29 protein-coding genes are annotated in these 26402 nt (G+C 53.8%); 19 read left to right on the forward strand and 10 right to left on the reverse strand.

Annotated elements, in window-relative coordinates:
- The first annotated feature begins 190 nt into the window (after positions 1-190).
- A complete protein-coding gene (locus COO59_RS10530) occupies positions 191-598 on the forward strand; it encodes an OsmC family protein (protein WP_103059744.1) in 408 nt (135 codons plus the stop codon).
- On the opposite strand, the gene COO59_RS10535 is transcribed toward COO59_RS10530, so the two are convergent.
- The 3 genes from COO59_RS10535 to COO59_RS10545 all read right to left on the reverse strand — a co-directional run bounded on the left by COO59_RS10535 (position 599) and on the right by COO59_RS10545 (position 2794).
- The gene (locus COO59_RS10535; protein WP_103059745.1) at positions 599-1468 is read right to left on the reverse strand and encodes a phosphoribulokinase; all 870 of its coding nucleotides are present in this window, start codon (positions 1466-1468) and stop codon (positions 599-601) included.
- Positions 1469-1582: 114 nt separating this feature from the next.
- Complete coding sequence (locus COO59_RS10540; RefSeq protein ID WP_103059746.1) at positions 1583-1801, reverse strand: YheU family protein; 219 nt, start codon at positions 1799-1801, stop codon at positions 1583-1585.
- 3 nt (positions 1802-1804) lie between these two features.
- On the reverse strand, positions 1805-2794 hold the full coding sequence (locus COO59_RS10545; protein WP_103059747.1) for a hydrolase: 990 nt from the start codon (positions 2792-2794) through the stop codon (positions 1805-1807).
- A gap of 79 nt (positions 2795-2873) precedes the next feature.
- Between COO59_RS10545 and COO59_RS10550 the strand changes: the two genes are divergently transcribed.
- Positions 2874-3476: a LysE family translocator gene (locus COO59_RS10550; RefSeq protein ID WP_103059748.1), complete on the forward strand. Its 603-nt coding sequence runs from the start codon at positions 2874-2876 to the stop codon at positions 3474-3476.
- Here COO59_RS10550 and COO59_RS10555 read toward each other — a convergent pair whose 3' ends face one another.
- On the reverse strand, positions 3477-4457 hold the full coding sequence (locus COO59_RS10555) for a LacI family DNA-binding transcriptional regulator (RefSeq protein ID WP_103059749.1): 981 nt from the start codon (positions 4455-4457) through the stop codon (positions 3477-3479). It lies immediately after the preceding gene.
- Positions 4458-4690: 233 nt separating this feature from the next.
- Here COO59_RS10555 and tauA point away from each other — a divergent pair, with 233 nt between their 5' ends.
- The 4 genes from tauA to tauD are packed head-to-tail and all read left to right on the forward strand — an operon-like array spanning position 4691 to position 8121.
- Positions 4691-5671 (forward strand): taurine ABC transporter substrate-binding protein, encoded by a 981-nt coding sequence (tauA, locus tag COO59_RS10560; RefSeq protein ID WP_103059750.1) that lies wholly within the window; start codon positions 4691-4693, stop codon positions 5669-5671.
- A gap of 10 nt (positions 5672-5681) precedes the next feature.
- Entirely contained in the window at positions 5682-6449 is a 768-nt protein-coding gene (gene tauB / locus COO59_RS10565) for a taurine ABC transporter ATP-binding subunit (protein ID WP_103059751.1), read from the forward strand.
- Positions 6446-7273 carry a taurine ABC transporter permease TauC gene (gene tauC / locus COO59_RS10570; RefSeq protein WP_103059752.1) on the forward strand — a complete coding sequence of 276 codons (828 nt, stop codon included), beginning with the start codon at positions 6446-6448 and terminating at the stop codon, positions 7271-7273. Before tauB ends, tauC begins: the two co-directional genes overlap by 4 nt.
- Positions 7270-8121 carry a taurine dioxygenase gene (gene tauD / locus COO59_RS10575; protein ID WP_103059753.1) on the forward strand — a complete coding sequence of 284 codons (852 nt, stop codon included), beginning with the start codon at positions 7270-7272 and terminating at the stop codon, positions 8119-8121. The genes tauC and tauD overlap by 4 nt, the downstream gene beginning before the upstream one ends.
- A 5-nt stretch (positions 8122-8126) precedes the next feature.
- On the opposite strand, the gene COO59_RS10580 is transcribed toward tauD, so the two are convergent.
- Both COO59_RS10580 and COO59_RS10585 read right to left on the reverse strand, forming a co-directional pair.
- Entirely contained in the window at positions 8127-10319 is a 2193-nt protein-coding gene (locus tag COO59_RS10580; RefSeq protein ID WP_103059754.1) for a sensor domain-containing phosphodiesterase, read from the reverse strand.
- A gap of 292 nt (positions 10320-10611) precedes the next feature.
- Positions 10612-12513, reverse strand: a complete 1902-nt coding sequence (locus tag COO59_RS10585) for an ABC transporter ATP-binding protein (RefSeq protein ID WP_103059755.1) — start codon at positions 12511-12513, stop codon at positions 10612-10614.
- Between the two features lie 123 nt (positions 12514-12636).
- Between COO59_RS10585 and kefG the strand changes: the two genes are divergently transcribed.
- The 4 genes from kefG to slyD all read left to right on the forward strand — a co-directional run bounded on the left by kefG (position 12637) and on the right by slyD (position 15988).
- Positions 12637-13188 (forward strand): glutathione-regulated potassium-efflux system ancillary protein KefG, encoded by a 552-nt coding sequence (kefG, locus tag COO59_RS10590; protein ID WP_103059756.1) that lies wholly within the window; start codon positions 12637-12639, stop codon positions 13186-13188.
- Positions 13189-14994, forward strand: a complete 1806-nt coding sequence (gene kefB, locus COO59_RS10595) for a glutathione-regulated potassium-efflux system protein KefB (RefSeq protein WP_103059757.1) — start codon at positions 13189-13191, stop codon at positions 14992-14994.
- A 43-nt stretch (positions 14995-15037) separates the two neighbouring features.
- Entirely contained in the window at positions 15038-15232 is a 195-nt protein-coding gene (locus COO59_RS10600) for a YheV family putative zinc ribbon protein (protein WP_103059758.1), read from the forward strand.
- Positions 15233-15430: 198 nt separating this feature from the next.
- Positions 15431-15988, forward strand: coding sequence for a peptidylprolyl isomerase (gene slyD / locus COO59_RS10605; protein ID WP_103059759.1), 558 nt, complete (start codon positions 15431-15433; stop codon positions 15986-15988).
- 105 nt (positions 15989-16093) lie between these two features.
- Here slyD and COO59_RS10610 read toward each other — a convergent pair whose 3' ends face one another.
- The 4 genes from COO59_RS10610 to COO59_RS10625 all read right to left on the reverse strand — a co-directional run bounded on the left by COO59_RS10610 (position 16094) and on the right by COO59_RS10625 (position 19676).
- The gene (locus tag COO59_RS10610; RefSeq protein WP_103059760.1) at positions 16094-17224 is read right to left on the reverse strand and encodes an ABC transporter permease; all 1131 of its coding nucleotides are present in this window, start codon (positions 17222-17224) and stop codon (positions 16094-16096) included.
- A 3-nt stretch (positions 17225-17227) separates the two neighbouring features.
- Positions 17228-18142, reverse strand: coding sequence for an ABC transporter ATP-binding protein (locus COO59_RS10615; protein WP_103059761.1), 915 nt, complete (start codon positions 18140-18142; stop codon positions 17228-17230).
- Positions 18139-19092, reverse strand: coding sequence for an HlyD family secretion protein (locus COO59_RS10620; RefSeq protein WP_103059762.1), 954 nt, complete (start codon positions 19090-19092; stop codon positions 18139-18141). The genes COO59_RS10615 and COO59_RS10620 overlap by 4 nt, the downstream gene beginning before the upstream one ends.
- 365 nt (positions 19093-19457) lie before the next feature.
- Positions 19458-19676 carry a SlyX family protein gene (locus tag COO59_RS10625; RefSeq protein WP_103059763.1) on the reverse strand — a complete coding sequence of 73 codons (219 nt, stop codon included), beginning with the start codon at positions 19674-19676 and terminating at the stop codon, positions 19458-19460.
- Positions 19677-19961: 285 nt separating this feature from the next.
- Between COO59_RS10625 and fkpA the strand changes: the two genes are divergently transcribed.
- The 9 genes from fkpA to COO59_RS10670 form a co-directional block, all read left to right on the forward strand.
- Positions 19962-20780, forward strand: a complete 819-nt coding sequence (gene fkpA, locus COO59_RS10630; RefSeq protein ID WP_103059764.1) for an FKBP-type peptidyl-prolyl cis-trans isomerase — start codon at positions 19962-19964, stop codon at positions 20778-20780.
- Positions 20781-20955: 175 nt separating this feature from the next.
- Positions 20956-21678, forward strand: a complete 723-nt coding sequence (locus tag COO59_RS10635; protein WP_103059765.1) for a helix-turn-helix transcriptional regulator — start codon at positions 20956-20958, stop codon at positions 21676-21678.
- Positions 21678-22061 carry a sulfurtransferase complex subunit TusD gene (gene tusD / locus COO59_RS10640; protein ID WP_103059766.1) on the forward strand — a complete coding sequence of 128 codons (384 nt, stop codon included), beginning with the start codon at positions 21678-21680 and terminating at the stop codon, positions 22059-22061. Before COO59_RS10635 ends, tusD begins: the two co-directional genes overlap by 1 nt.
- Entirely contained in the window at positions 22061-22420 is a 360-nt protein-coding gene (tusC, locus tag COO59_RS10645) for a sulfurtransferase complex subunit TusC (protein WP_103059767.1), read from the forward strand. Before tusD ends, tusC begins: the two co-directional genes overlap by 1 nt.
- A 9-nt stretch (positions 22421-22429) precedes the next feature.
- Positions 22430-22717, forward strand: a complete 288-nt coding sequence (gene tusB, locus COO59_RS10650; protein WP_103059768.1) for a sulfurtransferase complex subunit TusB — start codon at positions 22430-22432, stop codon at positions 22715-22717.
- Positions 22718-22841: 124 nt separating this feature from the next.
- Positions 22842-23216 (forward strand): 30S ribosomal protein S12, encoded by a 375-nt coding sequence (gene rpsL / locus COO59_RS10655; protein ID WP_003852912.1) that lies wholly within the window; start codon positions 22842-22844, stop codon positions 23214-23216.
- A gap of 96 nt (positions 23217-23312) precedes the next feature.
- The gene (gene rpsG, locus COO59_RS10660; RefSeq protein WP_103059769.1) at positions 23313-23783 is read left to right on the forward strand and encodes a 30S ribosomal protein S7; all 471 of its coding nucleotides are present in this window, start codon (positions 23313-23315) and stop codon (positions 23781-23783) included.
- A gap of 93 nt (positions 23784-23876) precedes the next feature.
- Positions 23877-25985, forward strand: coding sequence for an elongation factor G (gene fusA / locus COO59_RS10665; protein WP_103059770.1), 2109 nt, complete (start codon positions 23877-23879; stop codon positions 25983-25985).
- A 68-nt stretch (positions 25986-26053) separates the two neighbouring features.
- Positions 26054-26402, forward strand: a 349-nt coding sequence (locus tag COO59_RS10670) for a GTP-binding protein (RefSeq protein WP_205960863.1), incomplete at its 3' end; no start/stop codon positions are given.

Below are 26402 nucleotides of genomic sequence, written 5' to 3' on the forward strand. Positions count from 1 at the left end.
CGAGGCACCAGGGCGTGCAGTCGTCCCGTTTTCGTTTCATAGAACGAAAATATTACAGCTTTGTTTGTAGCACAGCTTTATCTTACTGTCTCCTGTTGTCTCGCTTCAGCTTGTGCTGAATCGGACAATTGCCGTTTAGCTGTTGAAAGCCCAGGCGGGCGAATAGCTCACTTATCAGAGGTCAGAGAATATGCAGGCGCGAGTTAAATGGATAGAAGGGCTGTCCTTTTTAGGCGAGTCGGCGTCAGGGCACCAGGTCCTGATGGACGGCAATTCGGGCGATAAAGCGCCCAGCCCGATGGAGATGGTGCTGATGGCGGCGGGCGGCTGCAGCGCGGTTGACGTGGTCTCTATTCTGCAAAAAGGGCGAAATGAGGTCAGCGATTGTGAAGTAAAGCTTACCTCTGAGCGTCACGCTGAGACGCCGCGCGTGTTTACCCATATCAACCTGCACTTTATTGTCAGCGGCAAAGGGCTGAGCGATAAAGCCGTCGCGCGCGCCGTGGCGCTTTCCGTCGAAAAATATTGCCCCGTTGCGCTGATGCTGGGGACAGAGGTAAAAATTACCCACAGCTATCAATGTATCGAGAGCGCCTGACTATTCGATTTTTTTGCCTTCGATCAGGCGTTTCACCAGCGGCAGCATAATCAGCTCCATCGCCAGTCCCATTTTGCCACCCGGCACCACCAGCGTATTAATATGGGAAATAAATGAACCCTGCAGCATCGCGAGAAGATAGGGAAAATCAATATCCTCCAGGCCGCGGAAATGAATCACTACAAAGCTTTCATCCAGCGAGGGAATCGCGCGCGCGGCAAAGGGATTCGAGGTATCCACCGTGGGAACGCGCTGGAAATTGAGATGGGTGCGTGAGAACTGCGGCGTAATATAGTTAATGTAATCTTCCATCGAGCGCACTACCGAATCCATCACCGCCTCGCGTGAATGGCCGCGTTCGCTGGTATCGCGTACCAGCTTCTGGATCCACTCCAGATTCACGATCGGCACCACGCCAACCAGCAAATCCACTTTTTCCGCCACGTTATGCTGCTGCGTCACCACGCCGCCGTGCAGCCCTTCATAAAACAAAACGTCCGTTGGCTCCGGCAGCGGCTGCCACGGCGTGAAGGTGCCGGGCACCTGATTCCACGGCACCGCTTCGTCATAGGTATGCAGATATTTACGCGACTGACCTCGGCCATTTTCGCCATATTCAACAAAGGTTTGCTCAAGCAGGCCAAAGTCGTTGGCTTCCGGTCCGAAGTAGCTGATATGACGTCCCAGATCGCGTGCTTTGCGGATCGCCATATCCATTTCCGGGCGCGTGTAGCGATGAAAACTATCGCCCTCCAGTTCGGCGGCGTGCAGGTTAAGCTGTTGGAAAATCTTACGAAAGGCAAGGCTGGTGGTCGTGGTTCCCGCTCCGCTGGAGCCGGTCACCGCGATAATCGGATGTCTGGCTGACATAAATATTCTCTGGGTAAAATCGGGCGATGAGCATTGTTATCACGTTTAGGGCTGAAGTGTCATCATCGTGCGCGCCCGTCAGACAACGTTAATGTGACAGGCCGCACAGAGCCGTCAGCCGCGCAACTGTCCGCGCGGCATAATGTTTACCGTTTCATGCAGTTCTGACCAAACCAGTACGGCTTCGCCGCTTTTTAGCTGGCGCCGGACATCTTCCACCTTTTCCGCCAGAGAGCGCTCCTGCTCGCCATAGTCCGTGCCCTCGCGCAGTACGAAAGCTTCAATCAGGTTATCCAGGGTTTCCGGGGTCAGGTCTTGCCAGGGAATAATCACAGCTTAGTTATCCAGATAAGGTGATAGCCATTGGGGAATACGATGCTCCAGCCACATTTGCGGATGGCGCAGAGTGCCGCCAACAAAGCCGACGTGGCCGCCATATTCCGTCAGTTGATATTCAATGTTAGCAGGTAACCGCGCCATATCAGGGATCACCTCATCGGTCATAAAGGGATCGTCCTGCGCGTGAATAATTAACAGCGGTTTACGTACGCCGGGCAGCAACGGCATCGCGCTGGCTCGCCGATAATAATCGCCGGCATCGGCGAAGCCGTGGGCGCGGGCGGTGATGGCATCATCAAAATCACGCAGGCGTTTTAACGCCTTAAGCTGCGGCAGGTCTACCGGCAGCGTGCCGGGCCAGGCCTGTAGCTTGCGTTGGGCATTGAGCTTGAGCTGGCCTAACAGATAACGCTGATAGACGCGGGAAAATCCCTGCTCAAGTTTAGCGCTGCACGGCTCCAGCATTAGCGGCGCAGAAACCGTAACGGCGGCATCCAGCGGACAGTCATCGCCCTGCTGGCCCAGTAAGCAGGCCAGCATATTACCGCCCAGCGACACGCCGACGGCAACCGTTGGCGCATGGCCGAGGGTGGTTTGCAGCCAGCGTAAAAAATAGCTGGCGTCGCCGGTTTCTCCGGAGTGATAAATACGGCCCATTCGGTTAGGCACGCCGCTACAGCCGCGAAAGTGCATGACCACACCCAGCCAGCCGCGCCGTTGCCAGACCTGCAGCAGGCCGTGCGCATAAGGGCTGTGAAAGCTCCCCTCCAGCCCGTGAAACAACACCGCGCGCGGCTTATGGCGCGCCTGCATGGGATCTTCGCTCCAGGCCAGATCGATAAAATCCCCGTCGGGCAGATCGAGGCGCTGCCAGTGAGGCCGCAAATAAACCCGGCGGCGGAACAGGCGCGGCAGCACCGTTTGTAGATGCGGGTTATGCAGCCCTTTCAGTGGGATAAAGGATTCCTGGCGGTGATCAAAGCTCATCGTCTCACGCTTGTACGCATTCAGAGGTACTGTTAGTTTAAGCGGGTTAACATTTTACCGGGTGGGGAGCACCCATTTTATGGAACTCAGTCTGTTTTTATCGATGCTTGGTTTTCTTTGGGTAGCGGCGGTTACGCCCGGCCCAAATAATACGCTATTAACCACTACCGGCGCCAATTTTGGTTTCCTGCGATCGCTCCCCTTGATGGTGGGGATTATGCTTGGTATGCAGCTGATGCTGTTGCTGGTGGCGTTTGGCGTGGGCGGTTTGATTCTGGTTTATCCCGCTCTGCACCTGTTGATGAAAATTGTTGGCAGCCTTTATCTATTGTGGCTGGCATGGAAAATCGCGACGGCGGCCTATGAAAAAATCGAGATGGGCGATGCGCCATCCCGGCCAATACCATTCTGGCAGGGAGGTATGCTGCAACTGGTTAATCCTAAAGCGTGGCTAATGGCGCTGGGTGCCGTAGCCAGCTTTAGCCTGACGGGCGAAGCCTATCGCGGTTCAATTGTGGCTATCAGCATTGGCATGGCGCTGGTTAACCTGGTCGCCGGCTTTCTCTGGCTTGGCTTCGGCACGTTGATTGGCCGCCTGCTGCGCAGCCGTCGCGCATGGAAAATCTTCAATCTGTCGATGGGCGTACTGACAGCCGCCTGCGTGCTGTTGATTTGGCACTGATTAGCTGGAGGCACGCGCCACCAGCTGGCAGGGCAGCCGTTCATGAACCTGTGGGGCCAGCGGATTTTTGATGCGCTGCAACAGCAGCTGTACGCTGCGTGTACCCAGCTGATGCATCGGCTGTTCCAGCGTGCTGAGCGGCGGTGAAAGCATTGCGCTCCACGGCAGGCCGTCAAAGCCCAGCACGGCAAGATCCTGCGGGATAGTTAGCTGATGCTGACGCGCGCAGTGCATCGCCCCAACCGCCAGCACATCGGATACGGTAAATACGGCGTCGGGCGGCTCTTCCGCTTCCAGCAGTCGCTTCATGGCCGCAAAACCCGCCTCGCACTCCACTTCGTTGGCGTATTCCACGCCGGACCACGGCAAATCTAGTTCTGCTAATGCTGAGCGGTAGCCTGACTCACGCTGTTGTGCATAGAAATAGCGCGGATCGCCGTTAATCATCGCAATACGTCGCCGTCCACGCTGCGCCAGGTGTTGAACCGCCTTGCGCGCAGCCTGTTGATTATCAATCGTGACCGATGAACCTGTCATATCAGGATTGCCTTCGGCACATTGTATCCACGGGGAGTCGCCAATCATTTTGCGCAGTTCGGGCAGATTGCTTGCCGCATCCATAGTAATCACGCCATCGACCACTTTGCCGCTCAGCAGCGTCAGATAAGCGGACTCGCGCTGGGTTTGCGAATCGGAGTTGCACAGCAGAATATGGTAGCCGTGCGCCTCCGCTTCGGCCTCAATGCCGCGTACCACGCGCGAGCAGAAGGGATTAATAATATTGGAAACTAGCACCAGCAACATACGGCTTTGGGACGTACGTAGCTGACGCGCCAGCAGATTAGGCTGGTATTGACAGGCGGCGATAGCGGCTAAAACCCGCTCACGGGTTGCAGGCCGAACGCCCTTATAGCCGTTCAGCACGCGTGAAACGGTCGCGGTTGATACGCCAGCGAAACGGGCAACTTTCTCAATCGACATAGAACACCCTCTGACAACTCACCAATGAACGGCCGGTAAAGCATCGTTATACAGTGGCTGATTCAGGTCCATTTTTCATCAGGAAAATCACCTTTTTTAATTTTCAGATAACGTTAGCGATAACTTTTCTAAGTTAATTTGGTGATTAAACATAATTTTTAATTACTTCATGCTGTGCCCGCCTCTCGGCTACAACTGAGCCATCACAATGATAACAACAGGCGGAATACAAGATGGTGAAGCTCACGCGGTTTTTGGCATTGGCAGCGACGTTATCGCTGCTGGCGACACAGGCGCACGCAGTTGAGGTAACGGTGGCCTGGCAGACCTCAGCGGAGCCGGCGAAAGTTGCGCAGGCGGATAACACGTTTGCTCAGCAAAGCGGCGCTCAGGTTAACTGGCGTAAATTCGACAGTGGCTCCAGTGTCGTTCGTGCGCTGGCATCCGGTGACGTACAAATCGGCAATATCGGCTCCAGTCCGCTGGCGGTCGCCGCCAGCCAGAAGCTGCCGATTGAAGTTTTCCTGCTGGCGTCTCAGCTTGGCAGCTCGGAAGCGCTGGTGGTGAATAAAAAAATTACTTCACCACAGGATCTTATCGGCAAGCGTATCGCGGTGCCGTTTATCTCCACCACCCATTACAGCCTGCTGGCCGCGCTGAAGCACTGGGGCATTAAGCCCGGTCAGCTACAGATTATAAATCTTCAGCCGCCAGCCATCATCGCCGCCTGGCAGCGAGGCGATATTGACGGCGCTTACGTCTGGGCACCGGCCGTAAATGAGCTGGCTAAAACCGGCAAGGTATTGACTGATTCGGCTCAGGTAGGCCAGTGGGGCTCGCCGACGCTGGATGTCTGGGTGGTGCGCAAAGACTTTGCCGCTCAGCATCCGGACGTTGTGACCGCGTTTGCCCGCAGCGCGCTGGCGGCGCAGCAGGCTTATCTTTCTCATCCGCAACAGTGGCTGCAGCAGCCTGAAAATCTTAACAAACTTTCCCGGCTGAGCGGCGTGTCGGTGGATCAGATTGCCGGTCTGGTTCAGGGCAACACCTATCTTAACGTGCAGCAGCAGCTCGCCCAGCTGGGAGGGCCGGTAAACAAAGCGATTGGCGATACGGCCCGGTTCCTGAAACAGCAGGGCAAAGTCGCGCAGGTCGATGCGGATTATCGCGACTATGTCACCGACCGCTTTATCCATCCTTTGGCCCAGCCGTGAGGAATTCACCATGCTTTCTCTTACTCATGTCAGTGCGCGTTACCACGGGCATCTCGCTTTGCAGGACATTAACTTAACGCTGGATGCGGGTGAGCTGGTGGTGGTGCTGGGGCCGTCCGGCTGCGGGAAAACCACGCTGCTGAACCTTATCGCCGGTTTTCTGCCGACAGAAGAGGGCGGCATTACGCTGGCGGGAGAGCCAATAACCGGGCCGGGCGCCGATCGCGGAGTCGTTTTTCAACACGAAGGATTACTACCCTGGCGCAACGTGGTGGATAACGTGGCGTTTGGCCTGCAGCTGGCGGGCGTTGATGTTAAAACGCGGCGAGAGCAAGCAGGCAGGCTATTAAAAAAGGTTGGGCTGGAAGGCGCGGAAAAACGGTTTATCTGGCAGCTTTCCGGCGGTATGCGCCAGCGCGTCGGCATTGCGCGCGCGCTGGCCGCCGATCCGCAGCTGTTATTACTGGATGAACCTTTTGGCGCGCTGGATGCGTTTACCCGCGAGCAGATGCAGGAACTGCTGCTACGCCTGTGGCGCGACAGCGGTAAGGGCATTTTGCTTATTACCCACGATATTGAAGAGGCGGTATTCCTCGCCAGCGAGCTGGTTTTAATGACGCCGGGCCCCGGACGTATCAGCGAGCGGCTGACGCTGGATTTTGGTCGCCGCTTTGCCGCTGGCGTTTCCTGCCGCGCTATCAAATCCGATCCCGCCTTTATCGCCCAGCGCGAATATGTGCTGAGCCGGGTATTCCAACAGCGGGAGGCGTTCTCATGAGTATACAAACGCTGGATAAACAGAGCGTGCGGCGCTGGCGCTGGCGTTGGCCGGTTTCTCGTCAGCTGACGCTGAGCCTGGCGACGCTAACGGTATTGCTGGCGCTGTGGTGGCTGGTTACCGCGCTGCAGCTGATTGCGCCGCTGTTTTTACCGCCGCCGCAGCAGGTATTGCATCAGCTGCTGGTTATTGCCAGCGCGCAGGGCTTTATGGATGCCACGCTCTGGCAGCATCTGGCCGCCAGCCTTGGGCGAATTCTGTTGGCGCTGTTGGCTGCGGTGCTGATCGGCGTGCCGACCGGCATCGTTATGGGGCTAAGCGCTACGGCTCGCGGCATCCTCGATCCGTTGATTGAGCTTTACCGACCGGTACCGCCGCTGGCCTATCTGCCGCTGATGGTGATCTGGTTTGGCATTGGCGAAACCTCAAAGATTCTGCTGATTTATCTCGCTATTTTTGCGCCGGTAGCGCTGTCAACGCTGCAGGGCGTAAGAAATGCGCAGCAGGTGCGGCTGCGGGCGGCGCAGTCGCTGGGCGCCAGCCGCTGGCAGCTGTTACGTCTGGTTATCTTGCCCGGCGCGCTGCCGGAAATTCTTACCGGCCTGCGGATCGGTTTAGGTGTCGGCTGGTCAACGCTGGTGGCGGCGGAGCTGATTGCCGCTACACGCGGGCTGGGTTTTATGGTGCAGTCTGCCGGGGAGTTCCTGGCAACGGACGTGGTGCTGGCCGGTATTTTGGTGATTGCGTTAATCGCATTTGGTTTAGAACTGGGCCTGCGGACGCTACAGCGTCGGTTAACGCCCTGGCATGGAGAATCCCAATGAACGAACGTCTGGTCATTACCGCGCTGGGACCTTATATCGGCGCCAGAATTGATAACCTCGATCTTTCCCGTCCGCTAAGCGATGGTCAGTTTGAACAGCTGTGGCATGCGCTAATCCGCCATCAGGTGCTGTTCCTGCGCGATCGGCCGCTAACGCCGGTGCAGCAGCGCGCCCTTGCCGCCCGCTTCGGTGATTTACATATTCATCCGGTTTATCCACATGCGGAGGGCGTGGAAGAGATTATCGTGCTGGATACGCATAACGGTAATCCGCCCGATAACGATAACTGGCACACTGACGTCACCTTTATCGATACGCCGCCGGCCGGGGCGATCCTGGCGGCAAAACAGGTGCCGGAGCACGGCGGCGATACGCTGTGGGCCAGCGGCACTGCGGCTTTCGCCGCGCTTTCCCCGCCGCTACGCACGCTGCTGAGCGGCCTGCAGGCCGAGCATGATTTTACGAAATCCTTTCCTGAATATAAGCACCGTGCGACGCCGGAAGAGCATGCGCGCTGGCGTCAGGCGGCCGCGAACCATCCGCCGCTGTTACATCCGGTGGTGCGCACCCATCCGGTAAGCGGCATACAGGCACTATTTGTGAACGAAGGGTTTACCACGCGTATTGTCGATCTGGCGCCGAAAGAGAGCGATGCGCTGCTGGGCTTCCTATTTGCGCATATTAACAAGCCGGAGTTCCAGGTTCGCTGGCGCTGGCGGGCTAACGATGTAGCCATCTGGGATAATCGGGTCACGCAGCACTATGCGAACGCCGACTATCTTCCCGCCAGACGCATAATGCACCGCGCAACTATTCTGGGCGATAAGCCTTTTTATCGACCCTCCTGAGCCCGTCAGGCTATTGAAACCAGCGGGGCTGGCTGGCCGGTCAGCCAGCCCTGTATATAGTCAACGCCCAGCTCGGTTAACAGCTGTTTTTGCGCCTCGGTTTCCACATATTCCGCCACTACGGATACGCGTTTTTCCCGCGCGATTGCGCAGATAGATTTAATAATAATGCGATCGATATTGTCATTAAGGCTGTTTTTAACGAACAGACCGTCAATTTTAATAATATCGGCGCTAAGGTGTTTCACCCGTTCGTAATTAGCGAAGCCGGTGCCAAAATCATCAATCGCAATGCGGAAACCGGCCTGACGCAGCGCAACGATCGCGCCATTGGCCTGCGGGTTGTTAATCAGCCCCTGCTCTTCGGTGACTTCGAAAATAACCGCTTCGGATAAGACGGAAAAGCGCTGAAAGAGAGCGATAATGTCATTCACGATCCCCGGATCGGTCAGCGTCATCGGCAACAGATTGATGGCAAGGCGCGGCGGCGGATTGTTGGCGCGTTGGCGCTGATGAATAAACTCGACGGTTTTTTCCACGACCAGACGATCGAACTGGGCGCTAAGGCGAAACTCCGCAATCAGCGGCATAAACCGATCCGGCATAATGATTTCGTCTGATGAACGCAGCCGCGCCAGCACCTCGTAATAATGGCGCTCCTCTTTGCAGGAGACGACAGGCTGGGCAAACAGGACAATATCCCGCTGAGCCAGCGCCTGCTTGATTTCTCGCAGCAGTAAAACCCGGGCGGAAACCTGACCAATCAGGCGCGAATTATCATCATCCAGCAGCGTTACGCCGCCCACCATTAGCGCCTGTTCCGCCAGATAACTGAGCTGCCCCGCGAGACAATAAAGATTGCTGTTTTCTGCGGTGAATTTGCCAGCGGCAAAAGCATAATCAATATCAATCGGCTGGTTGTACCAGAAAATTTGCTGCTGCTTTAGCCGTACGCGTAGCTGCGCCAGACGTTCGCTGATGCCTTCACCCTGCAGCAGCAGCATTACGCCGTCGCCGGTGATTTGATAAACCCCTTCGTTTGCCTGTAGCTGTGTGCCGATCTCATCAATAATGCAGCGCTTACTGTAGGTATGCATCATCAGGCCATAATGACAGCCTAAAAATTTCAGCTGATGCAGATAGAGATAGCAAAGAGTGCCTGATGCGTGCTGTTTAAGCTTTTTCTGGAGCGCCCGCAGGTTAAGGCGCTGCACCATAGGATCGGTCACGGCAAGAGTCAGCGCGATTTGTTGCAGGCGGCGGCTTTTCCAGTATCCCGCCGCGATATGCAGCAGGCTGATAGTAAACGCGATAAACGCCGAGGATAAAAAGGTGGCGGAAAAAATAGAATTTACCGGCAGCACATCAAGATTAAAGCGCATCAGCAGCAGACAACATAGCGCCCAGAGCCAGAGCACGCCGCGTGACGTAAAACGCATAATGCCGTAAGTGAAGATGACGAAAACCAGCGGTACCAGATAGCTGGAAATCAACATATGGCGAACCGGAAAGCAAAGCAGCAGCATCAGCGCGGCCAGCAGGCCGCCCCACAAAAACGCGTGCAGGCGGTCTTCGTGCAGAGCCAGCCTGGCGCAGCATAGCCGATAAAAAGTAAAGCCACTGCGCGGCTGGGCCAGCATACGCAGTGGAAAATAAAACAGAACGGTAAACAGCACCGCGGACAGGATCAGGTTTTGCAGGCTGAGTACGCTGAACATATCCAGCCTGCCGGCAAAATAGCTGCCGGGCATTTCCGCTATGGCGGGCAGTTGGCGTCCAAAGCCCGCCAGCAGCAGCATAGTTAGCGTGGGCGCCAGCGTATTAAGCAGAAGCAGCCTGATGCCAAGCCCTTGATTGCTGAGGTTATAGCGCCAGCGGCGGCCAATCCATCGCCGTGTCAGCCAGCAGCAGACGAACAATGGCGTTAAAAAGGCGAAGGTGAGCGCGATCGCCAGTGAAAATATCGAGAAGCAGAGCTGAAAAGTAATAAAAAAAGTCAGGTAAAGCGGAACCACGGCGGATCGGCCAAAAATATAGATGGTGGCGATCGCCAGCCCGTAGGGCAGATAGCAAAGGTAAACGATACGGTCCGCGACGAGGTAGGTAGGCGATAAAAAGTGGGCAAAGGGCATGAAAAAAATCAGCAGCCCAAAAGCCGTCAGGTTTTTTTTCAACAGATTTATAGAATGCACTGACACGGTTTACCCTGAGTCCAAAAAATAAGCAAATATATGCAGGGCGCAATAGTAAAAATATTAAACTTCCTGCACAAGGAAACAGAAAGTAAAAAGTTTGATAACTATTGGTAGTTTATGAAAAAAATGATGCGAGGAAGGTTTGGCATAGCCAGATGATGCCCGGCGAACCGCTTCTTTTTATTTAAAAAGCGTACGGCCGCCGGGAGATGTTAAAAGGCGCTGACCGCCAGCAACAGAGCACGGCCTTATTTTGCGCGGATAAAACGTCAGCGAAATAAGGCCGTAAATATATCTAACAGGCCAGCATGGTTTCCAGCTGTTCCTGGGCGTCCAGCCAGGCCATTTCGCACTCTTCCAGCGCGGACTTTGCCGTGGCCTGCTGCTGTAACGCGGCGGTCAGATCGGCTTTACGACTTGCATCGTAAATAGCCGAGTCGGCCAGCTTTGCCTCCGCATCGGACAGCTGTGCATTAAACTTCTCCATCTCTTTTTCCAGCTTTTCGATCTGTTTACGCAGCGGCTGCGTTTGCGTGCGCAGTTCGGCTTCGCGGCGCTTCTGATCTTTACGCGCCTGAGCGCTGTTGCCGTTTTCCGGTTTTGGTTCGCTCTCCTGCGTCTGCCGTTTTTGCAAATCGCTTAACCACTGTTGGTAATCATCCAGATCGCCAGCGAACACTTCCACTTTGCCATCATGTACCAGGTAAAGATCGTCAGTCGTGGAGCGCAGCAAATGCCGATCGTGCGAGACCACGACCAGCGCGCCTTCAAAATCAATCAGCGCTTCGGTTAATGCCTGGCGCATATCAAGATCGAGATGGTTAGTCGGCTCATCCAGCAGCAGCAGGTTAGGACGCTGCCAGACGATCAGCGCCAGCACCAGACGCGCTTTTTCGCCGCCGGAGAAGCGTTCGGTCGGCTCGCTGACTTTATCGCCCTGGAAACCGAATCCGCCAAGATAGTCGCGCAGCTGCTGTTCAGGCAGTTTCGGCGCCTGACGCGCCAGATGCTGCAGCGGAGATTCTTCGGCTCGCAGAAACTCCAGCTGATGCTGCGCGAAATAGCCCAGCTGTACCCCTTTCGCCAGGCCGATTTCCCCTTTTTGCGGCGCCAGTTCGCCCGCCAGTAGCTTAATCAGCGTTGATTTCCCTGCGCCGTTGCGGCCGAGCAGGCCAATCCGCGATCCGGGCACCAGATTAAGTTTGATCGAGTCCAGTATCACGCGGTCATCATAGCCAGCGGTTACCTTTTCCATATTCAATAGCGGATTTGGCAGGTTTTCCGGCGCGCGGAAGCTGAAGCTGAAGGGATTATCGACGTGCGCCGGAGTAAGCAGCTCCATGCGCTCCAGCATTTTAATGCGGCTCTGCGCCTGTTTCGCTTTACTGGCTTTGGCGCGGAAACGATCGATATAGCTTTGCAGGTGCGTCACTTTACGCTGCTGATGTTCGTACTGGGACTGCTGCTGGGAAAGTTTGGTTGCACGCTGCTGTTCAAAAGAGCTGTAGTTGCCGGTGTATTCAAACAGGCTTTGCTGCTCAATATGCAGAATTTTATCCACTACCGGATCGAGAAAATCACGATCGTGTGAAATCAGGATCAGCGTGCCGTCGTAGCTTTTTAACCAGCGCTCCAGCCAGATAACGGCATCTAAATCGAGGTGGTTGGTGGGTTCATCCAGCAGCAGCAGATCGGAACGGCAAATCAGCGCCTGTGCCAGATTGAGACGCATGCGCCAGCCACCGGAGAAGTCGCTGACCGGACGCTGCAGCTGTTGCTGGCTAAAGCCCAAACCGTGAAGCAGGCTGGCGGCTCGCGCCTGTATGCTCCATGCCTGAATGACATCCAGCTTGCCATGCAGCAGCGCTATCGCATTGCCGTCATTTTTTTCATTGGCGCGCTGTAATTCGGATTCGAGTTGTCGATATTCACGATCGCCGTCAATAACATACTCAATGGCGGCAACCGGCAGCGCTGGCGTTTCCTGGTTAACCCAGGCCAGTGACCAGTTGCCGGGAAAGGTGACGCTGCCCGCATCGGCGCTGAGTTCATTTTTTAACAGCGACAGCAGCGTCGATTTGCCACAGCCGTTTTTGCCCACCAGACCCACTTTTTGTCCAGGGTTGATGGTGGCGGTGGCATTGTCCAGCAGCACGCGGGTACCGCGTCGGATCTGTAACGAAGAGAATACAATCATAAGCGCCGTATTGTCAGAATATGTTAATTTATTGTCATCATAATCGGTCAGGAATCGTAGATTCCGTTATGTTGAGCATGGTAGCGGAAATCCTGCATCATGACGACGATTTGGAGGAGTGAGATGCCGCAGCTGCCTAAGGTTTTGCTGCTGTATGCCCATCCGGAATCGCAAGACTCGATAGCGAATCGGATCTTACTGCAGCCGGCACAGCAATTATCGCACGTTACCGTACACGACCTGTACGCGCACTATCCCGATTTTTTTATTGATATTCATTATGAACAGCAGCTGCTGCGGGAGCATCAGGTGATTGTTTTCCAGCATCCTCTTTATACCTGGAGCTGTCCGGCGCTGCTGAAAGAGTGGCTGGATCGCGTGCTGTCGCGCGGTTTTGCCAGCGGCATCGGCGGTAATGCGCTGGCAGGGAAATACTGGCGCAGCGTGATTACTACCGGCGAACCTGAGACGGCCTATCATCAGGATGGCCTTAACCGCTATCCGATGACGGATATTATGCGTCCCTTTGAGCTGACGGCGCAGATGTGCCATATGTACTGGCTGCCGCCGCTGATTATTTACTGGGCGCGCCGTCAACCGCCGGAAACCATGAAAAATTATGCCGAGGCCTATGGCAGCTGGCTTTCTTCTCCTTTGCCTGCTGGGGTTTTATAAATGGAAGGGCAAACTTTACTGACGGCTGGCGTGGTGTATCTGTTCGCTGCCGTGGTCGCGGTGCCGATCGCCGCCCGGCTGGGAATTGGCGCGGTGCTGGGCTATTTGCTGGCGGGTATTGCTATCGGCCCCTGGGGACTGGGTTTTATCAGCGACGTTGACGAGATCCTGCACTTTTCGGAAATCGGCGTGGTGTTCCTGATGTTCCTGATTGGCCTGGAGCTGAATCCTGCGAAGCTGTGGGCGCTACGGCGCTCAATTTTTGGCGTCGGCGCCGCCCAGGTTATTTTTAGCGCTGCGGTACTGGCAGGGCTGCTGCTGTTAACCGATTTTTCATGGCAGGCGGCAATCGTGGGCGGGATCGGCCTGGCGATGTCCTCAACGGCGATGGCCCTACAGCTGATGCGCGATAAAGGGATGAATCGCAGCGAGGCGGGGCAGCTGGGCTTTTCGGTATTGCTGTTTCAGGATTTGGCAGTAATCCCGGCGCTGGCGCTGGTGCCGCTGCTGGCCGGCACCGATAGCGGCCATGCCGACTGGATGAAGGTGGGGATGAAGGTGCTGGCTTTTGCCGGCATGCTGACTGGCGGCAGGCTGCTGCTGCGACCGATTTTCCGCTATATCGCCGCTTCCGGCGTGCGGGAAGTGTTTACCGCCGCTTCGCTACTGCTGGTGCTAAGTTCGGCGCTGTTTATGGATGCGCTGGGCCTGTCGATGGCGCTGGGCACTTTTATCTCCGGCATTCTGCTGGCGGAAAGCGAATATCGTCACGAACTGGAAATCGCCATCGAGCCGTTTAAAGGCCTGCTGCTTGGGCTGTTCTTTATTTCCGTTGGCATGGCGCTGAATTTGGGCGTGCTCTATACGCATATTCTGACGGTGCTGCTCGGCGTGCTGGTGCTGGTGGCGGTAAAAACACTGGTGCTTTATCTGCTGGCGCGGATTTATGGCCTGCGTAGCTCGGAGCGTTTACAGTTCGCCGGCGTGCTGAGCCAGGGCGGTGAATTCGCTTTCGTGCTGTTTTCCGCCGCCTCGGCAGTGCGGCTGTTTCACGACGATCAGCTGCCGCTGCTGCTGGTGACCGTTACCCTGTCTATGATGACGACGCCGTTGCTGATGCAGGGCGTTGACCGCATTCTGGTGCGCCGCTTTAACGATGGGGATGAACAGACGGAAAAACCCTGGGTGGATGATGACCAGCCGCAGGTCATTGTGGTGGGATTCGGCCGTTTCGGCCAGGTCATCGGGCGTCTGCTGATGGCGAATAAAAAGCGTATTACGGTGCTTGAACGGGACATCAGCGCCGTCAGTTTGATGCGCAAATATGGTTATAAGGTATACTATGGGGATGCGACGGAACTGGAATTGCTGCGGGCCGCCGGCGCTGCCAGCGCGCAGTCGATTGTGATTACCTGCAACGATCCAGAAGATACCATGAACATCGTTCATCTCTGTCAGCAGCATTTCCCCCACCTGCAAATTTTGGCGCGTGCGCGTGGACGTGTGGAGGCACATGAGCTGCTGCAGGCGGGCGTGACACAATTCTCCCGTGAGACATTCTCCAGCGCGCTGGAACTGGGACGTAAAGCGTTAATGTCGCTGGGAATGCATCCGCATCAGGCGCACCGCGCGCAGCAGCATTTTCGGCGGCTGGATATGCGTATGCTGCGCGAGCTCATGCCCGGCCATACGGACAATGCGCAAATTTCCCGTGCGCGTGAGGCGCGGCGCGAGCTGGAAGATATTTTCCAGCGCGAGATGCAACAGGAGAAGCGGCAGATGGATAGCTGGGATGAGTTTGAATAATTTACGCCGTTGAGCGCTTTGACCGAAAACTGCAGGAAAGAAAATGCGTAAACGTTTTATTGCTGATGCAACCTGTCCGCACTGCCAGGAGAAAGATACGCTGGCGATGTGGCGTGAAAATAATGTCGATGTGGTGGAGTGTGTGAAATGCGGTCATCAGATGCGTGAGGCAGATAAGCAGGTACGCGATCGGATCCGCAGCCAGGAGCAAGTCATTGGAGTTTTTCATCCGGATTAGCGGAACAGCGCAGCTTTTTTTAAGCTTACCCTTACAGCGGCACTGAATTCCGTTACAATCGGCATCGTTAACATTGCCTGAGCGTATTGCCTGTATGGCGCGCAAAGGGTCAGCATCTGGATCTTTCTGGTTGGTGTTATTGTACGCAAAAATAGACCAATGAGTCGGGATCAAAGCTCTCAACGGTTAGGAGATATCATGAAAGTAGCAAAAGACCTGGTGGTCAGCCTGGCTTACCAGGTACGTACAGAAGACGGTGTGTTGGTCGACGAGTCTCCGGTGAGCGCGCCGTTGGACTATCTGCACGGTCATGGTTCCCTGATTTCTGGTCTGGAAAAGGCACTGGAAGATCATGAAGTCGGCGACAACTTTGACGTGCATATTGCCGCCAATGACGCTTACGGCCAGTATGACGACAATCTGGTTCAGCGCGTACCTAAAGACGTTTTTATGGGCGTCGATGAACTGCAGGTTGGCATGCGTTTCCTGGCTGAAACCGATCAGGGTCCAGTACCGGTAGAAATCACCGAAGTGGAAGACGATCACGTTGTGGTTGATGGTAACCATATGCTGGCTGGCCAGAACCTGAACTTCCATGTAGAAGTGGTTGCTATCCGTGAAGCGACGCCGGAAGAACTGGCTCATGGCCACGTACACGGCGAGCACGATCACCACCACGAGCATGACCACGACCATGACCACGGTCATGAGCATGGTAAAGGCGGCTGTGGTACCGGCGGCTGCGGCTGTCACTAATCGCGCGCATAACATACGTTGGGGCAGGGAGCGGTTAGCTCTCTGCCCTTATTATTTGTGCGTTTTATGGCCGGTCCGGTTAAGGTTTTACGGCTTTTTAACGTATCAGCCAAGCCGGTTTTTATAGAAAAAGCGCACCGCAACGCACAGGGTAATGATAATAATTACCAGATACAGCGCATTTTGCCACAGCGTAATAATAGTGTTTCCCTTCAGCATAATTCCCCGGATTAAGCGCAGGAAAAAAGTATTAGGCAGCAGCGATCCCATCATTTTTGCCCACGTCGGCATTCCCTGAAAGGGAAACATAAAACCGCTAATCAAAATGGTTGGCAGCAGATAGAAAAAGGTCAGCTGCATCGACTGGAGTTGATTCGTGGCAAATATTGATAGCGCGATGCCGACCATCAGGCTGGAGCAAATAAACAGCAGAATCGACAGGATCAGTGAAATATAATCGCCGTGCATCGGGACGTGGAAAATATGCAGACTGATGAGCATAATTACCACCGACTGTACTGAGGTAATAATAAAATAGGGTGTTAACTTACCGCTAATCACCTCAACCGCCGTTACCGGCGTTGCCAGCAAGGTTTCTATCGTACCGTTTTCCTTTTCTCTGACCAGCGAGAGGCCAGCCAGTAATACCAGCGTCAGGGTAATAACCAAACTAAATAGCCCAGAGATGATGTTATATTCCATATTGCTTTCAGGGTTATAAACGCGCTGAATAATAATATTGATGGGATTATTATTGCCGACGTCGTACAGCGCCGCTTGTGGCATTGACTGACGCAAAATTTGCTCAGGCAATGGTTGCGTGGCGGCCAGCGCATTGGCAATGATTGCCGGGTTAGTCGCATCGGCCTGAATCAGCAGATCCGCTCGTTCTTCGCGGATGATATGACGGGCAAAGCCAGCCGGAATGGAGACCACAAACTGTACGTCCCCTTTTTGTAAGGCTTCCCTGGCCTGGCTTTCATCCATCTCGTCGATAAGTTCGAAATAATGTGTATGCACCAGGGCGTTAATGACGTTACGGCTGTAGCTGCTTTTATCATAATCCACCACGGCCATCGGCAGGCGTTTAGGATCGGGATTTAGCGCGTAGCCGAATATGATAACTTGCATAAGGGGAATAAAAACGATCAGGCAAATACTGAGCGGATCCTTTTTCAACTCTTCCAGCTCTTTAATAACCACTCCCCACCAGCGCAACAATGAAAAAGAGCGCATTATTTAACCCCCTTGTTGCTCATATTTATTTAACAGGTGAGAGAAAATATCTTCCAGTCCGGTTTCAACCGAGGTGAGCTGATAGTGGTTGCTGTATGCACGTAGCGTCTGTTCTGTCACGTCCCCCTGGTTTCCAGTGACGTGCAAAACATTACCCAGCCGGGTGAGATATTGAATACCCGGCTTACTACGCAGCGTATTCTCCAGCCGGTGAATGTTTTCGCCGCGTACTTGCCAGGTCTGTAAATTTTGCCGGGCAATAATAGAGGGAATATCGCCGGTTGCCAGCAGCGTGCCCCAGCACAAATAGGCCAGCTGATGGCAGCGCTCGGCCTCGTCCATATAATGAGTGCTGACTAAAATCGTGATTCCCTGCTCGGCCAGCTGATGCAGAATATGCCAGAACTCGCGCCGCGCATTAGGATCGACCCCGGCGGTAGGCTCATCCAGTAATAAAAGCCTGGGCTGATGCAGAAGCGCGGCTGCCAGCGCTAAGCGCTGTTTCCAGCCGCCAGAGAGGTTGCCTGCCAGCTGATATTGCCGTTGCGTTAGCCCCATCTGTTCCAGCACGGCGTCGATGCGCTTTTCCGCAGCGGATAACATATGCAGGCGGGCAAGAAACGTGAGGTTGGCGCGAACGGTAAGCTTTTTCCATAAGGAGAAATGCTGGGTCATATAGCCAGTTTGTTTCTTTATCGCCGGATAGTTATCAATAAGATCGTGGCCCAGACAGTGCCCGGTGCCGGAGTCGGGCCTGAGTAATCCGCAAAGCATCCGAATGCTGGTGGTTTTGCCGCTGCCGTTTGGCCCAAGAAAACCGCAGATTTTTCCCTGTTCAATGGTCAGCGACAGGTCTTTGACAATTTGACGGTTACCGAAATGTTTGTTGAGCTTTCTCACTTCGATGGCATTACTCATAGCGTCACCGTCACTGCCATGCCGGGATGCAGCTGGGTGCTAACCGCCAGGGGATCCAGTGGAACGGCCTCAATAAGGAAAACCATCTGTTCCCGGCGCTGGCTGCTGTAAACCAGGGGAGGCGTATATTCGGCCTGCGGCGAGATATAGTTGATTTTCGCCAGCAGCGGCTGACCTGTCAGCGGCGTAATGCTGATGGTTTGCGCGTAGCGTAGCTGACTCATATGCAACGCAGAAACGAAAAAACGAATTTTGATATTTTCAGGCGGTAATAGCGACATTACGGCTTTACCGGCAGGCACCCATTCGCCGGGATAATAAAAAATATCAAAAACTTGCGCCGAAACGGGAGCGTAGCGAGAAGTTTGCTGGTTAGCCCAGGCCGCTTTTGCCAGGGTGGCCTGGGCTGCCTCGATGAGATGCTGTTGGGCAGCATATTGGGCCGTACGTGCCGGTAGCGATTCCGCAGCAATACGCCGATCGATTTCATCAACGGCAGACGCTTTTTGTTGACGTTCACTTTTTACCTGCTCAAAGTCGAACTCGGACAGCATCTGCTGCTGATACTTTTTTTGCTCCCTGGCCATTTTGGACTCCGCCAGCGCCAGCGCTTCACTCGCTTGCCTGCGCTGCGCCTGCAAAATAGCCAGTTCCTCTTTACGCTTACCAGAAGAGAGATCTTTTAAGATGAGCTGTTCGCGCGCCAGCTGCGCCAGCGCCAGGTTATATTCCTGCTGCTCTTTTTCATTATCGACAGCAAATAATAACGCGTTCTTTTCGATCTGCTGTCCTTTATTTACTGCTAACGTTTTTAGCGTGCCGGAAGTGGCTGAAGAAATATAAATATAATCTGCTTCAATATAGCCATGTAACGTATTTTCTTCCAGGGGATTACAGCCGACCAGCAAGATTACCGCGACAGATAAAAGCCAACGATGATAATATTCCATAGATAATTTTGCATTCCATTAATTCTGACTAATGATTCCGGCTGGCGTCGAAAAGCCTGGGTGATTTATTAAGTATTTTTTCTGAAGTGTTACCTTGAGAGACGGGCGGTCAGATGGCATAGCCTGAGTTTTTTGTGTTTAATCATTGTTTTATCAATATTTATCAACCGTTTCGATTTTATTATATTTGTCATCGCCGCAAGAGGGGATGAATTTGCGGCATGTTGCTATTAATCAATGCTTAAAGAGCAGTGAAAGAATGTCCGGCGGAACGGGAAGCAAAGCGTCGTAAAATAATTATTGTGAACGGATTGCGCTGCGACACGTTAAATAATGTGTCGCAGCGTTAATTATTGCGGGGGCGATTAATAATGCGGCGGCGGTGTTTCTTCCGATGGATGCGCTACCATTGAGGGCGCCGCAGCTTTTAATTTATCTATCAGCAGGCGTATTTGCTCACGCATTTTAGCCATTTCCATTTCATGCTGTACGACGGTTTGGTTCAGATCTTCGATGGTCTGCTCCTGAAAGGCGAGTTTGCTTTCCAGCCGTTCCAGCTGTTGTTCAAAGGTGTGTTGCTGCATCGCTGTTCCCCTGTTCCCCTGTTGCCCGTGCCTGGCATGTCGGCTGGCTATCCGTTTAAGATAAAACCGCATGCCTTCACTTTACGTTGTCCGATTTTGCCCGCGATGGTTGAAAAAGCACAGACTTATCGTCATATCAATTGGAACTTCCCGACACAAAAAAGGGTCGGATGTACACTTAAGTTTGCCGGGCGGGCATGATAAGTTGTTCCGCACAGTTATAGTACAGGCCTGATGGCTTGCAACGATCGCCGAGGCGAGAGGCTTCGGTTTTGGAGATAATGGATGAAATCACTGTTTAAAATTACGCTGTTAGCCGCCACGATGGCCGCCACGCTCAATGCACCGCTGGCATTGGCAGCAGACTCCGCACCGGCTGAACAAGCTGCGCCTCAGGCTCCTAAAAACGCGGCTTTCAAAAATGAAGACCAGCAGTCTGCCTATGCACTGGGCGCATCGCTGGGCCGCTACATGGAAAATTCGCTGAAAGAACAGGAAAAGCTGGGCATTCAGCTGGATAAATCACAGCTGATTGCTGGCGTTCAGGATGCCTTCGCCGGTAAGAGCAAATTATCCGACCAGGAAATTGAACAAACCCTGCAGTCTTTCGAAGGCCGCGTGAAGGGTGCCGCTCAGGCGAAGATGGAAAAAGATGCGAAAGAAAACGCGGAGAAAGGGGATGCCTACACCGCGAAATTCGCTAAACAGAAGGGCGTGAAGAAAACCGATAGCGGCTTACTCTACCTGGTAGAAAAAGAGGGCAGCGGCGACGCGCCGAAAGATAGCGATACCGTGGTGGTTAACTATAAAGGCACGCTGATTGACGGTACGGAGTTCGATAACTCCTATACCCGTGGCGAGCCGCTCTCTTTCCGTCTTGACGGCGTGATCCCAGGCTGGACTGAAGGTCTGAAGCATGTGAAGAAAGGCGGAAAAATCAAGCTGGTTATCCCACCGCAGCTGGCCTACGGTAAAAATGGCGTTCCGGGAATTCCGGCTAACTCCACGCTGGTGTTTGATGTCGAATTACTGGACATCAAACCGGCGCCGAAAGCTGACGCTAAAGCGCAGGCTCCGGTCGCCGACGATAAAAAAGCACAGTAATCCTGCTACCGCCGCGTTAACGCGGCGGTTTTATTTCTATGACACGCTATCCCCGGCTGGACAAAAATCTGGCATAACCTGCAGACATTTGCCAGACTAGCGCTGCGCAAATTTGTATGATGAGTCTGCCCTGGCCGCGCTGAGACAGGCTCCAGCCAATTAGGGTAATGTCTTCATGTCTAATCCATTCAATCCAGGCGATCTGACCGATGTCGATTTACTGGAACAACGTCCGTTCGAACAAACTGACTACGATATTCTGAAATCTTACGAAGCTGTCGTCGATGGCCTCGCGATGCTGATTGGCTCGCATTGCGAAATCGTGCTGCACTCGCTGGAGGATTTAAATTGTTCCGCGGTGCGTATCGCCAACGGTGAACATACCGGTCGTAAAGTTGGCTCGCCGATTACCGACCTGGCGCTGCGTATGCTGCATGATATGACCGGGGCCGACAGCAATGTCTCTCGTGCCTATTTCACCCGCGCTAAAAGCGGGGTGCTGATGAAGTCGGTGACGATTGCCATTCGTAATCGTCAACAACGCGTGATTGGCCTGCTGTGCATCAATATGAATCTGGACGTTCCTTTCTCACAAATCATGTCGACGTTTATGCCGCCGGAAACGCCGGATGTCTCTTCACAGGTTAACTTCGCTTCGTCAGTAGAGGATCTGGTGACGCAGACGCTGGAGTTCACCATTGAAGAAGTCAGCGCCGATCGGAACGTGGCTAACAACATGAAAAATCGCCAGATTGTGCTCAATCTGCACGAGAAAGGCATTTTTGATATTAAAGATGCGATTAACCAGGTCGCCGATCGCCTTAATATTTCCAAACATACGGTTTATCTCTATATCCGTCAGTTTAAAAGCGGCGATACGCAGGGGCAGGAACGCTAATGCGTTACTCGCTTTTGGTGACGGGCCCGGCTTACGGTACACAGCAGGCGAGCAGCGCGCTGCTTTTCGCCCGCGCTCTGCTGGCGGCCGGCCATCAGCTGGACAGCATCTTTTTTTATCGAGAGGGCGTGCTCAACGGGAATCAGCTGACGGCCCCGGCTGGCGATGAATTTGATATCGTGCGCGCCTGGCAGGCGTTACAGCAGCAGGGAGTGATACTGAACATTTGCGTGGCGGCGGCGTTAAGGCGCGGCGTTACCGATGAGCAGGAGGCCGCCAGCCTGGGACTGGCTTCGGCGAACCTTCAGCCGGGATTTAAGCTGGCGGGACTTGGCGCTTTAGCTGAAGCGGTGCTTACCAGCGACAGAGTGGTGCAGTTCTGATGAAATCGATAGCCTTTGTTTTTACCCGCGCGCCTCACGGCAGCAGCAGCGGGCGGGAAGGACTGGATGCAGCGCTGGCCACTGCCGCCCTATGCGAGCAGGTCTCACTATTTTTTATTGGCGACGGCGTGCTGCAGTTAAGCGACAAACAACAGCCGGAAAAAGTGCTGGCGCGTAACTATATCGCCACCTTTGGCGTACTGCCGCTGTATGACGTTGAGGAATGTTATATCTGCGCGGATTCGCTTGCTGAGCGCGGGCTAACGCCAGACAGCCCGCGTGTGCTGTCAGCCGAGGTGCTGGACAGCGCTGCGCTGCGTGCGCGTCTGGCGCAAGTTGACCATATCCTGACTTTTTAAGGAGCGCCGATGCTGCATACGCTGATGAGTTCACCGTTTCAGTGTGATTATTATTTATTGCTACGTATGCTACAGCCTGATGACGATCTGTTGTTAATGCAGGACGGCGTACTGGCCGGCCTGCAAAACAATCGCCTGTTACCGCAGCTGTTGCAGTCTCCAGCGCGGCTGTGGGCGCTGGAGGAGGATGTCGTCGCGCGCGGATTAACTGCGCAAATTTCATCCAAAATCACCGTGATCGATTATAATGATTTCGTCATGCTGACGGTAAAACAGCAGCAACAAATGCCCTGGTGAGCAACAGACGCCTGGTTATTTCTTGACACCTTTTCTGCTCAGCCCTAAAATTCTGCGTCCTCGTATAATACGAGGCGATTTATTACGTGTTTACGAAGCAAAAGCTAAATCCAGGAGCTATTTAATGGCAACAGTTAATCAGCTGGTTCGCAAACCGCGCGTACGCAAAGTTGCTAAAAGCAACGTGCCGGCGCTGGAAGCTTGCCCGCAGAAACGTGGTGTTTGTACTCGTGTGTACACCACTACCCCGAAAAAACCGAACTCCGCGCTGCGTAAAGTATGCCGTGTTCGTTTAACCAACGGTTTCGAAGTGACCTCCTACATCGGTGGCGAAGGCCACAACCTGCAGGAACACTCCGTAATCCTGATCCGTGGCGGTCGTGTTAAAGACCTGCCAGGTGTGCGTTACCACACCGTTCGTGGCGCGCTTGACTGCTCTGGTGTTAAAGACCGTAAGCAGGCTCGCTCCAAGTATGGCGTGAAGAAGCCAAAGGCTTAATGGTTCTCCGTTAAGTAAGGCCAAACGTTTTAAATTAAATGTCAAAATAAACTCGTAGAGTTTTGGACAATCCTGAATTAACAACGGAGTATTTCCATGCCACGTCGTCGCGTCATTGGTCAACGTAAAATCCTGCCAGATCCTAAATTCGGATCTGAGCTGCTGGCCAAATTTGTAAATATCCTGATGGTAGACGGTAAAAAATCTACCGCTGAAGCAATCGTATATACCGCGCTGGAGACCCTGGCTCAGCGTTCTGGTAAATCCGAACTGGAAGCTTTCGAAGTAGCCCTCGACAACGTACGTCCGACTGTAGAAGTTAAGTCACGTCGCGTTGGTGGTTCTACTTATCAGGTGCCGGTTGAAGTCCGTCCGGTCCGTCGTAATGCTCTGGCAATGCGTTGGATCGTAGAAGCTGCTCGTAAACGCGGTGATAAATCGATGGCTCTGCGCCTGGCGAACGAACTTTCTGATGCTGCTGAGAACAAAGGTACTGCAGTGAAGAAACGTGAAGACGTTCACCGTATGGCCGAAGCCAACAAGGCGTTCGCTCACTACCGCTGGTAATAACCACGTAGTTATTGTTAACCCAGCGGGCGCTCAATTAGCCAACCCGCTGGGGATGACTTATTTTGAACGTCCGAGAATCAGAGGAATCAAATGGCTCGTACAACACCCATTTCACGTTACCGTAACATCGGTATCAGTGCTCACATCGACGCCGGTAAGACCACTACCACCGAGCGTATCCTGTTCTACACCGGCGTTAACCACAAAATCGGTGAAGTACATGATGGCGCTGCAACCATGGACTGGATGGCACAGGAGCAGGAACGTGGTATTACCATTACTTCTGCTGCGACCACCGCGTTCTGGTCAGGTATGGCCAAGCAGTTTGAGCCGCACCGCATCAATATCATCGACACCCCGGGACACGTTGACTTCACCATCGAAGTTGAGCGTTCCATGCGTGTTCTTGATGGTGCAGTAATGGTTTACTGTGCGGTTGGTGGTGTTCAGCCGCAGTCTGAAACCGTATGGCGTCAGGCTAACAAATATAAAGTTCCGCGCATCGCGTTCGTTAACAAAATGGACCGCATGGGCGCTAACTTCCTGAAAGTTGTTGGTCAGATCAAAACCCGTCTGGGTGCAAACCCGGTTCCTCTGCAGCTGGCTATCGGCGCAGAAGAGAAATTCACCGGCGTTGTTGACCTGATCAAAATGAAAGCCATCAACTGGAGCGAAGATGATGCTGGCGTGACCTTCACTTATGAAGAGATCCCGGCTGACATGGTTGACCTGGCTGAAGAATGGCACCAGAACCTGATCGAATCTGCAGCTGAAGCTTCCGAAGAGCTGATGGAGAAATACCTCGGCGGCGAAGAGCTGACTGAAGAAGAGATCAAAAAAGCACTGCGTCTGCGCGTGCTGAACAACGAAATTATCCTGGTTACCTGTGGTTCTGCATTTAAGAACAAAGGTGTTCAGGCGATGCTGGATGCGGTTGTTGAATTCCTGCCAGCACCGACCGACGTACCGGCTATCAAAGGTATCCTGGACGACGGTAAAGATACTCCGGCAGAGCGTCACTCTGACGATAAAGAGCCGTTCTCTGCTCTGGCGTTCAAAATCGCGAACGACCCGTTCGTGGGTAACCTGACCTTCTTCCGCGTTTATTCAGGCGTGGTTAACTCAGGTGATACCGTACTGAACTCTGTGAAATCACAGCGTGAGCGTTTTGGTCGTATCGTACAGATGCACGCCAACAAACGTGAAGAGATCAAAGAAGTTCGCGCGGGCGATATCGCTGCGGCGATCGGTCTGAAAGACGTGATCACCGGTGATACCCTGTGTGATCCGAACAACCCGATCATCCTGGAACGTATGGAGTTCCCGGAGCCGGTTATCTCTATCGCGGTTGAACCGAAAACCAAAGCTGACCAGGAAAAAATGGGTCTGGCTCTGGGCCGTCTGGCGAAAGAAGATCCGTCATTCCGCGTATGGACTGACGAAGAATCTAACCAGACCATCATCGCTGGTATGGGCGAACTGCACCTCGATATCATCGTTGACCGTATGAAACGTGAGTTCAACGTTGAAGCTAACGTAGGTAAACCGCAGGTTGCTTACCGTGAAACTATCCGCGACACCATCAAGGATGTCGAAGGTAAACACGCGAAACAGTCTGGTGGTCGTGGTCAGTATGGTCACGTTGTGATCGACCTGTACCCGCTGGAGCCGGGCGGCAAAGGCTACGAATTTGTCAATGACATCAAAGGCGGTGTGATTCCTGGTGAATACATCCCTGCGGTTGACAAAGGTGTCCAGGAGCAGCTGAAATCTGGTCCGCTGGCTGGTTATCCGGTAGTTGATCTGGGCGTTCGTCTGCACTTCGGTTCTTACCATGATGTGGACTCCTCTGAACTGGCGTTTAAACTGGCTGCATCTCTGGCGTTTAAAGACGGCTTTAAGAAAGCGAAGCCGGTTCTGCTTGAGCCTATCATGAAGGTTGAAGTTGAAACGCCGGAAGAAAACATGGGTGACGTAATCGGTGACCTGAACCGTCGTCGCGGCATCATCGAAGGTATGGATGACACCGCAACCGGTAAAACCGTTCGCGCTCAGGTACCGCTGTCTGAAATGTTTGGTTATGCTACTGACCTGCGTTCTCAGACCCAGGGCCGTGCTTCTTACTCCATGGAGTTCCTGAAGTACGCGGAAGCGCCGAACAACGTCGCTCAGGCCGTTATTGAATCTCGTAGCAAATAAGCTACGGTTTTAGAATAGTGAACAGATGCCCTCATCAAGGATGAGGGCATAACGTAAGGAATATCGCCATGGCGAAAGAGCAATTTCAGCGTAACAAAACGCACGTTAACGTTGGTACTATCGGCCACGTTGACCACGGTAAAACCACTCTGACCGCAGCTATCACCACCGTTCTGTCTAAAACTTACGGTGGCCAGGCTCGTGCGTTCGATCAGATCGATAACGCGCCGGAAGAGAAGGCTCGTGGTATCACCATCAACACCTCTCACGTTGAATATGAAACCCCGACTCGTCACTACGCGCACGTTGACTGCCCGGGCCACGCCGACTACGTGAAAAACATGATTACCGGTGCTGCTCAGATGGACGGCGCTATCCTGGTTGTTGCTGCGACTGACGGCCCGATGCCGCAGACCC

This window comes from Mixta theicola, from assembly GCF_002895925.1.
GTDB lineage: Bacteria > Pseudomonadota > Gammaproteobacteria > Enterobacterales > Enterobacteriaceae > Mixta > Mixta theicola.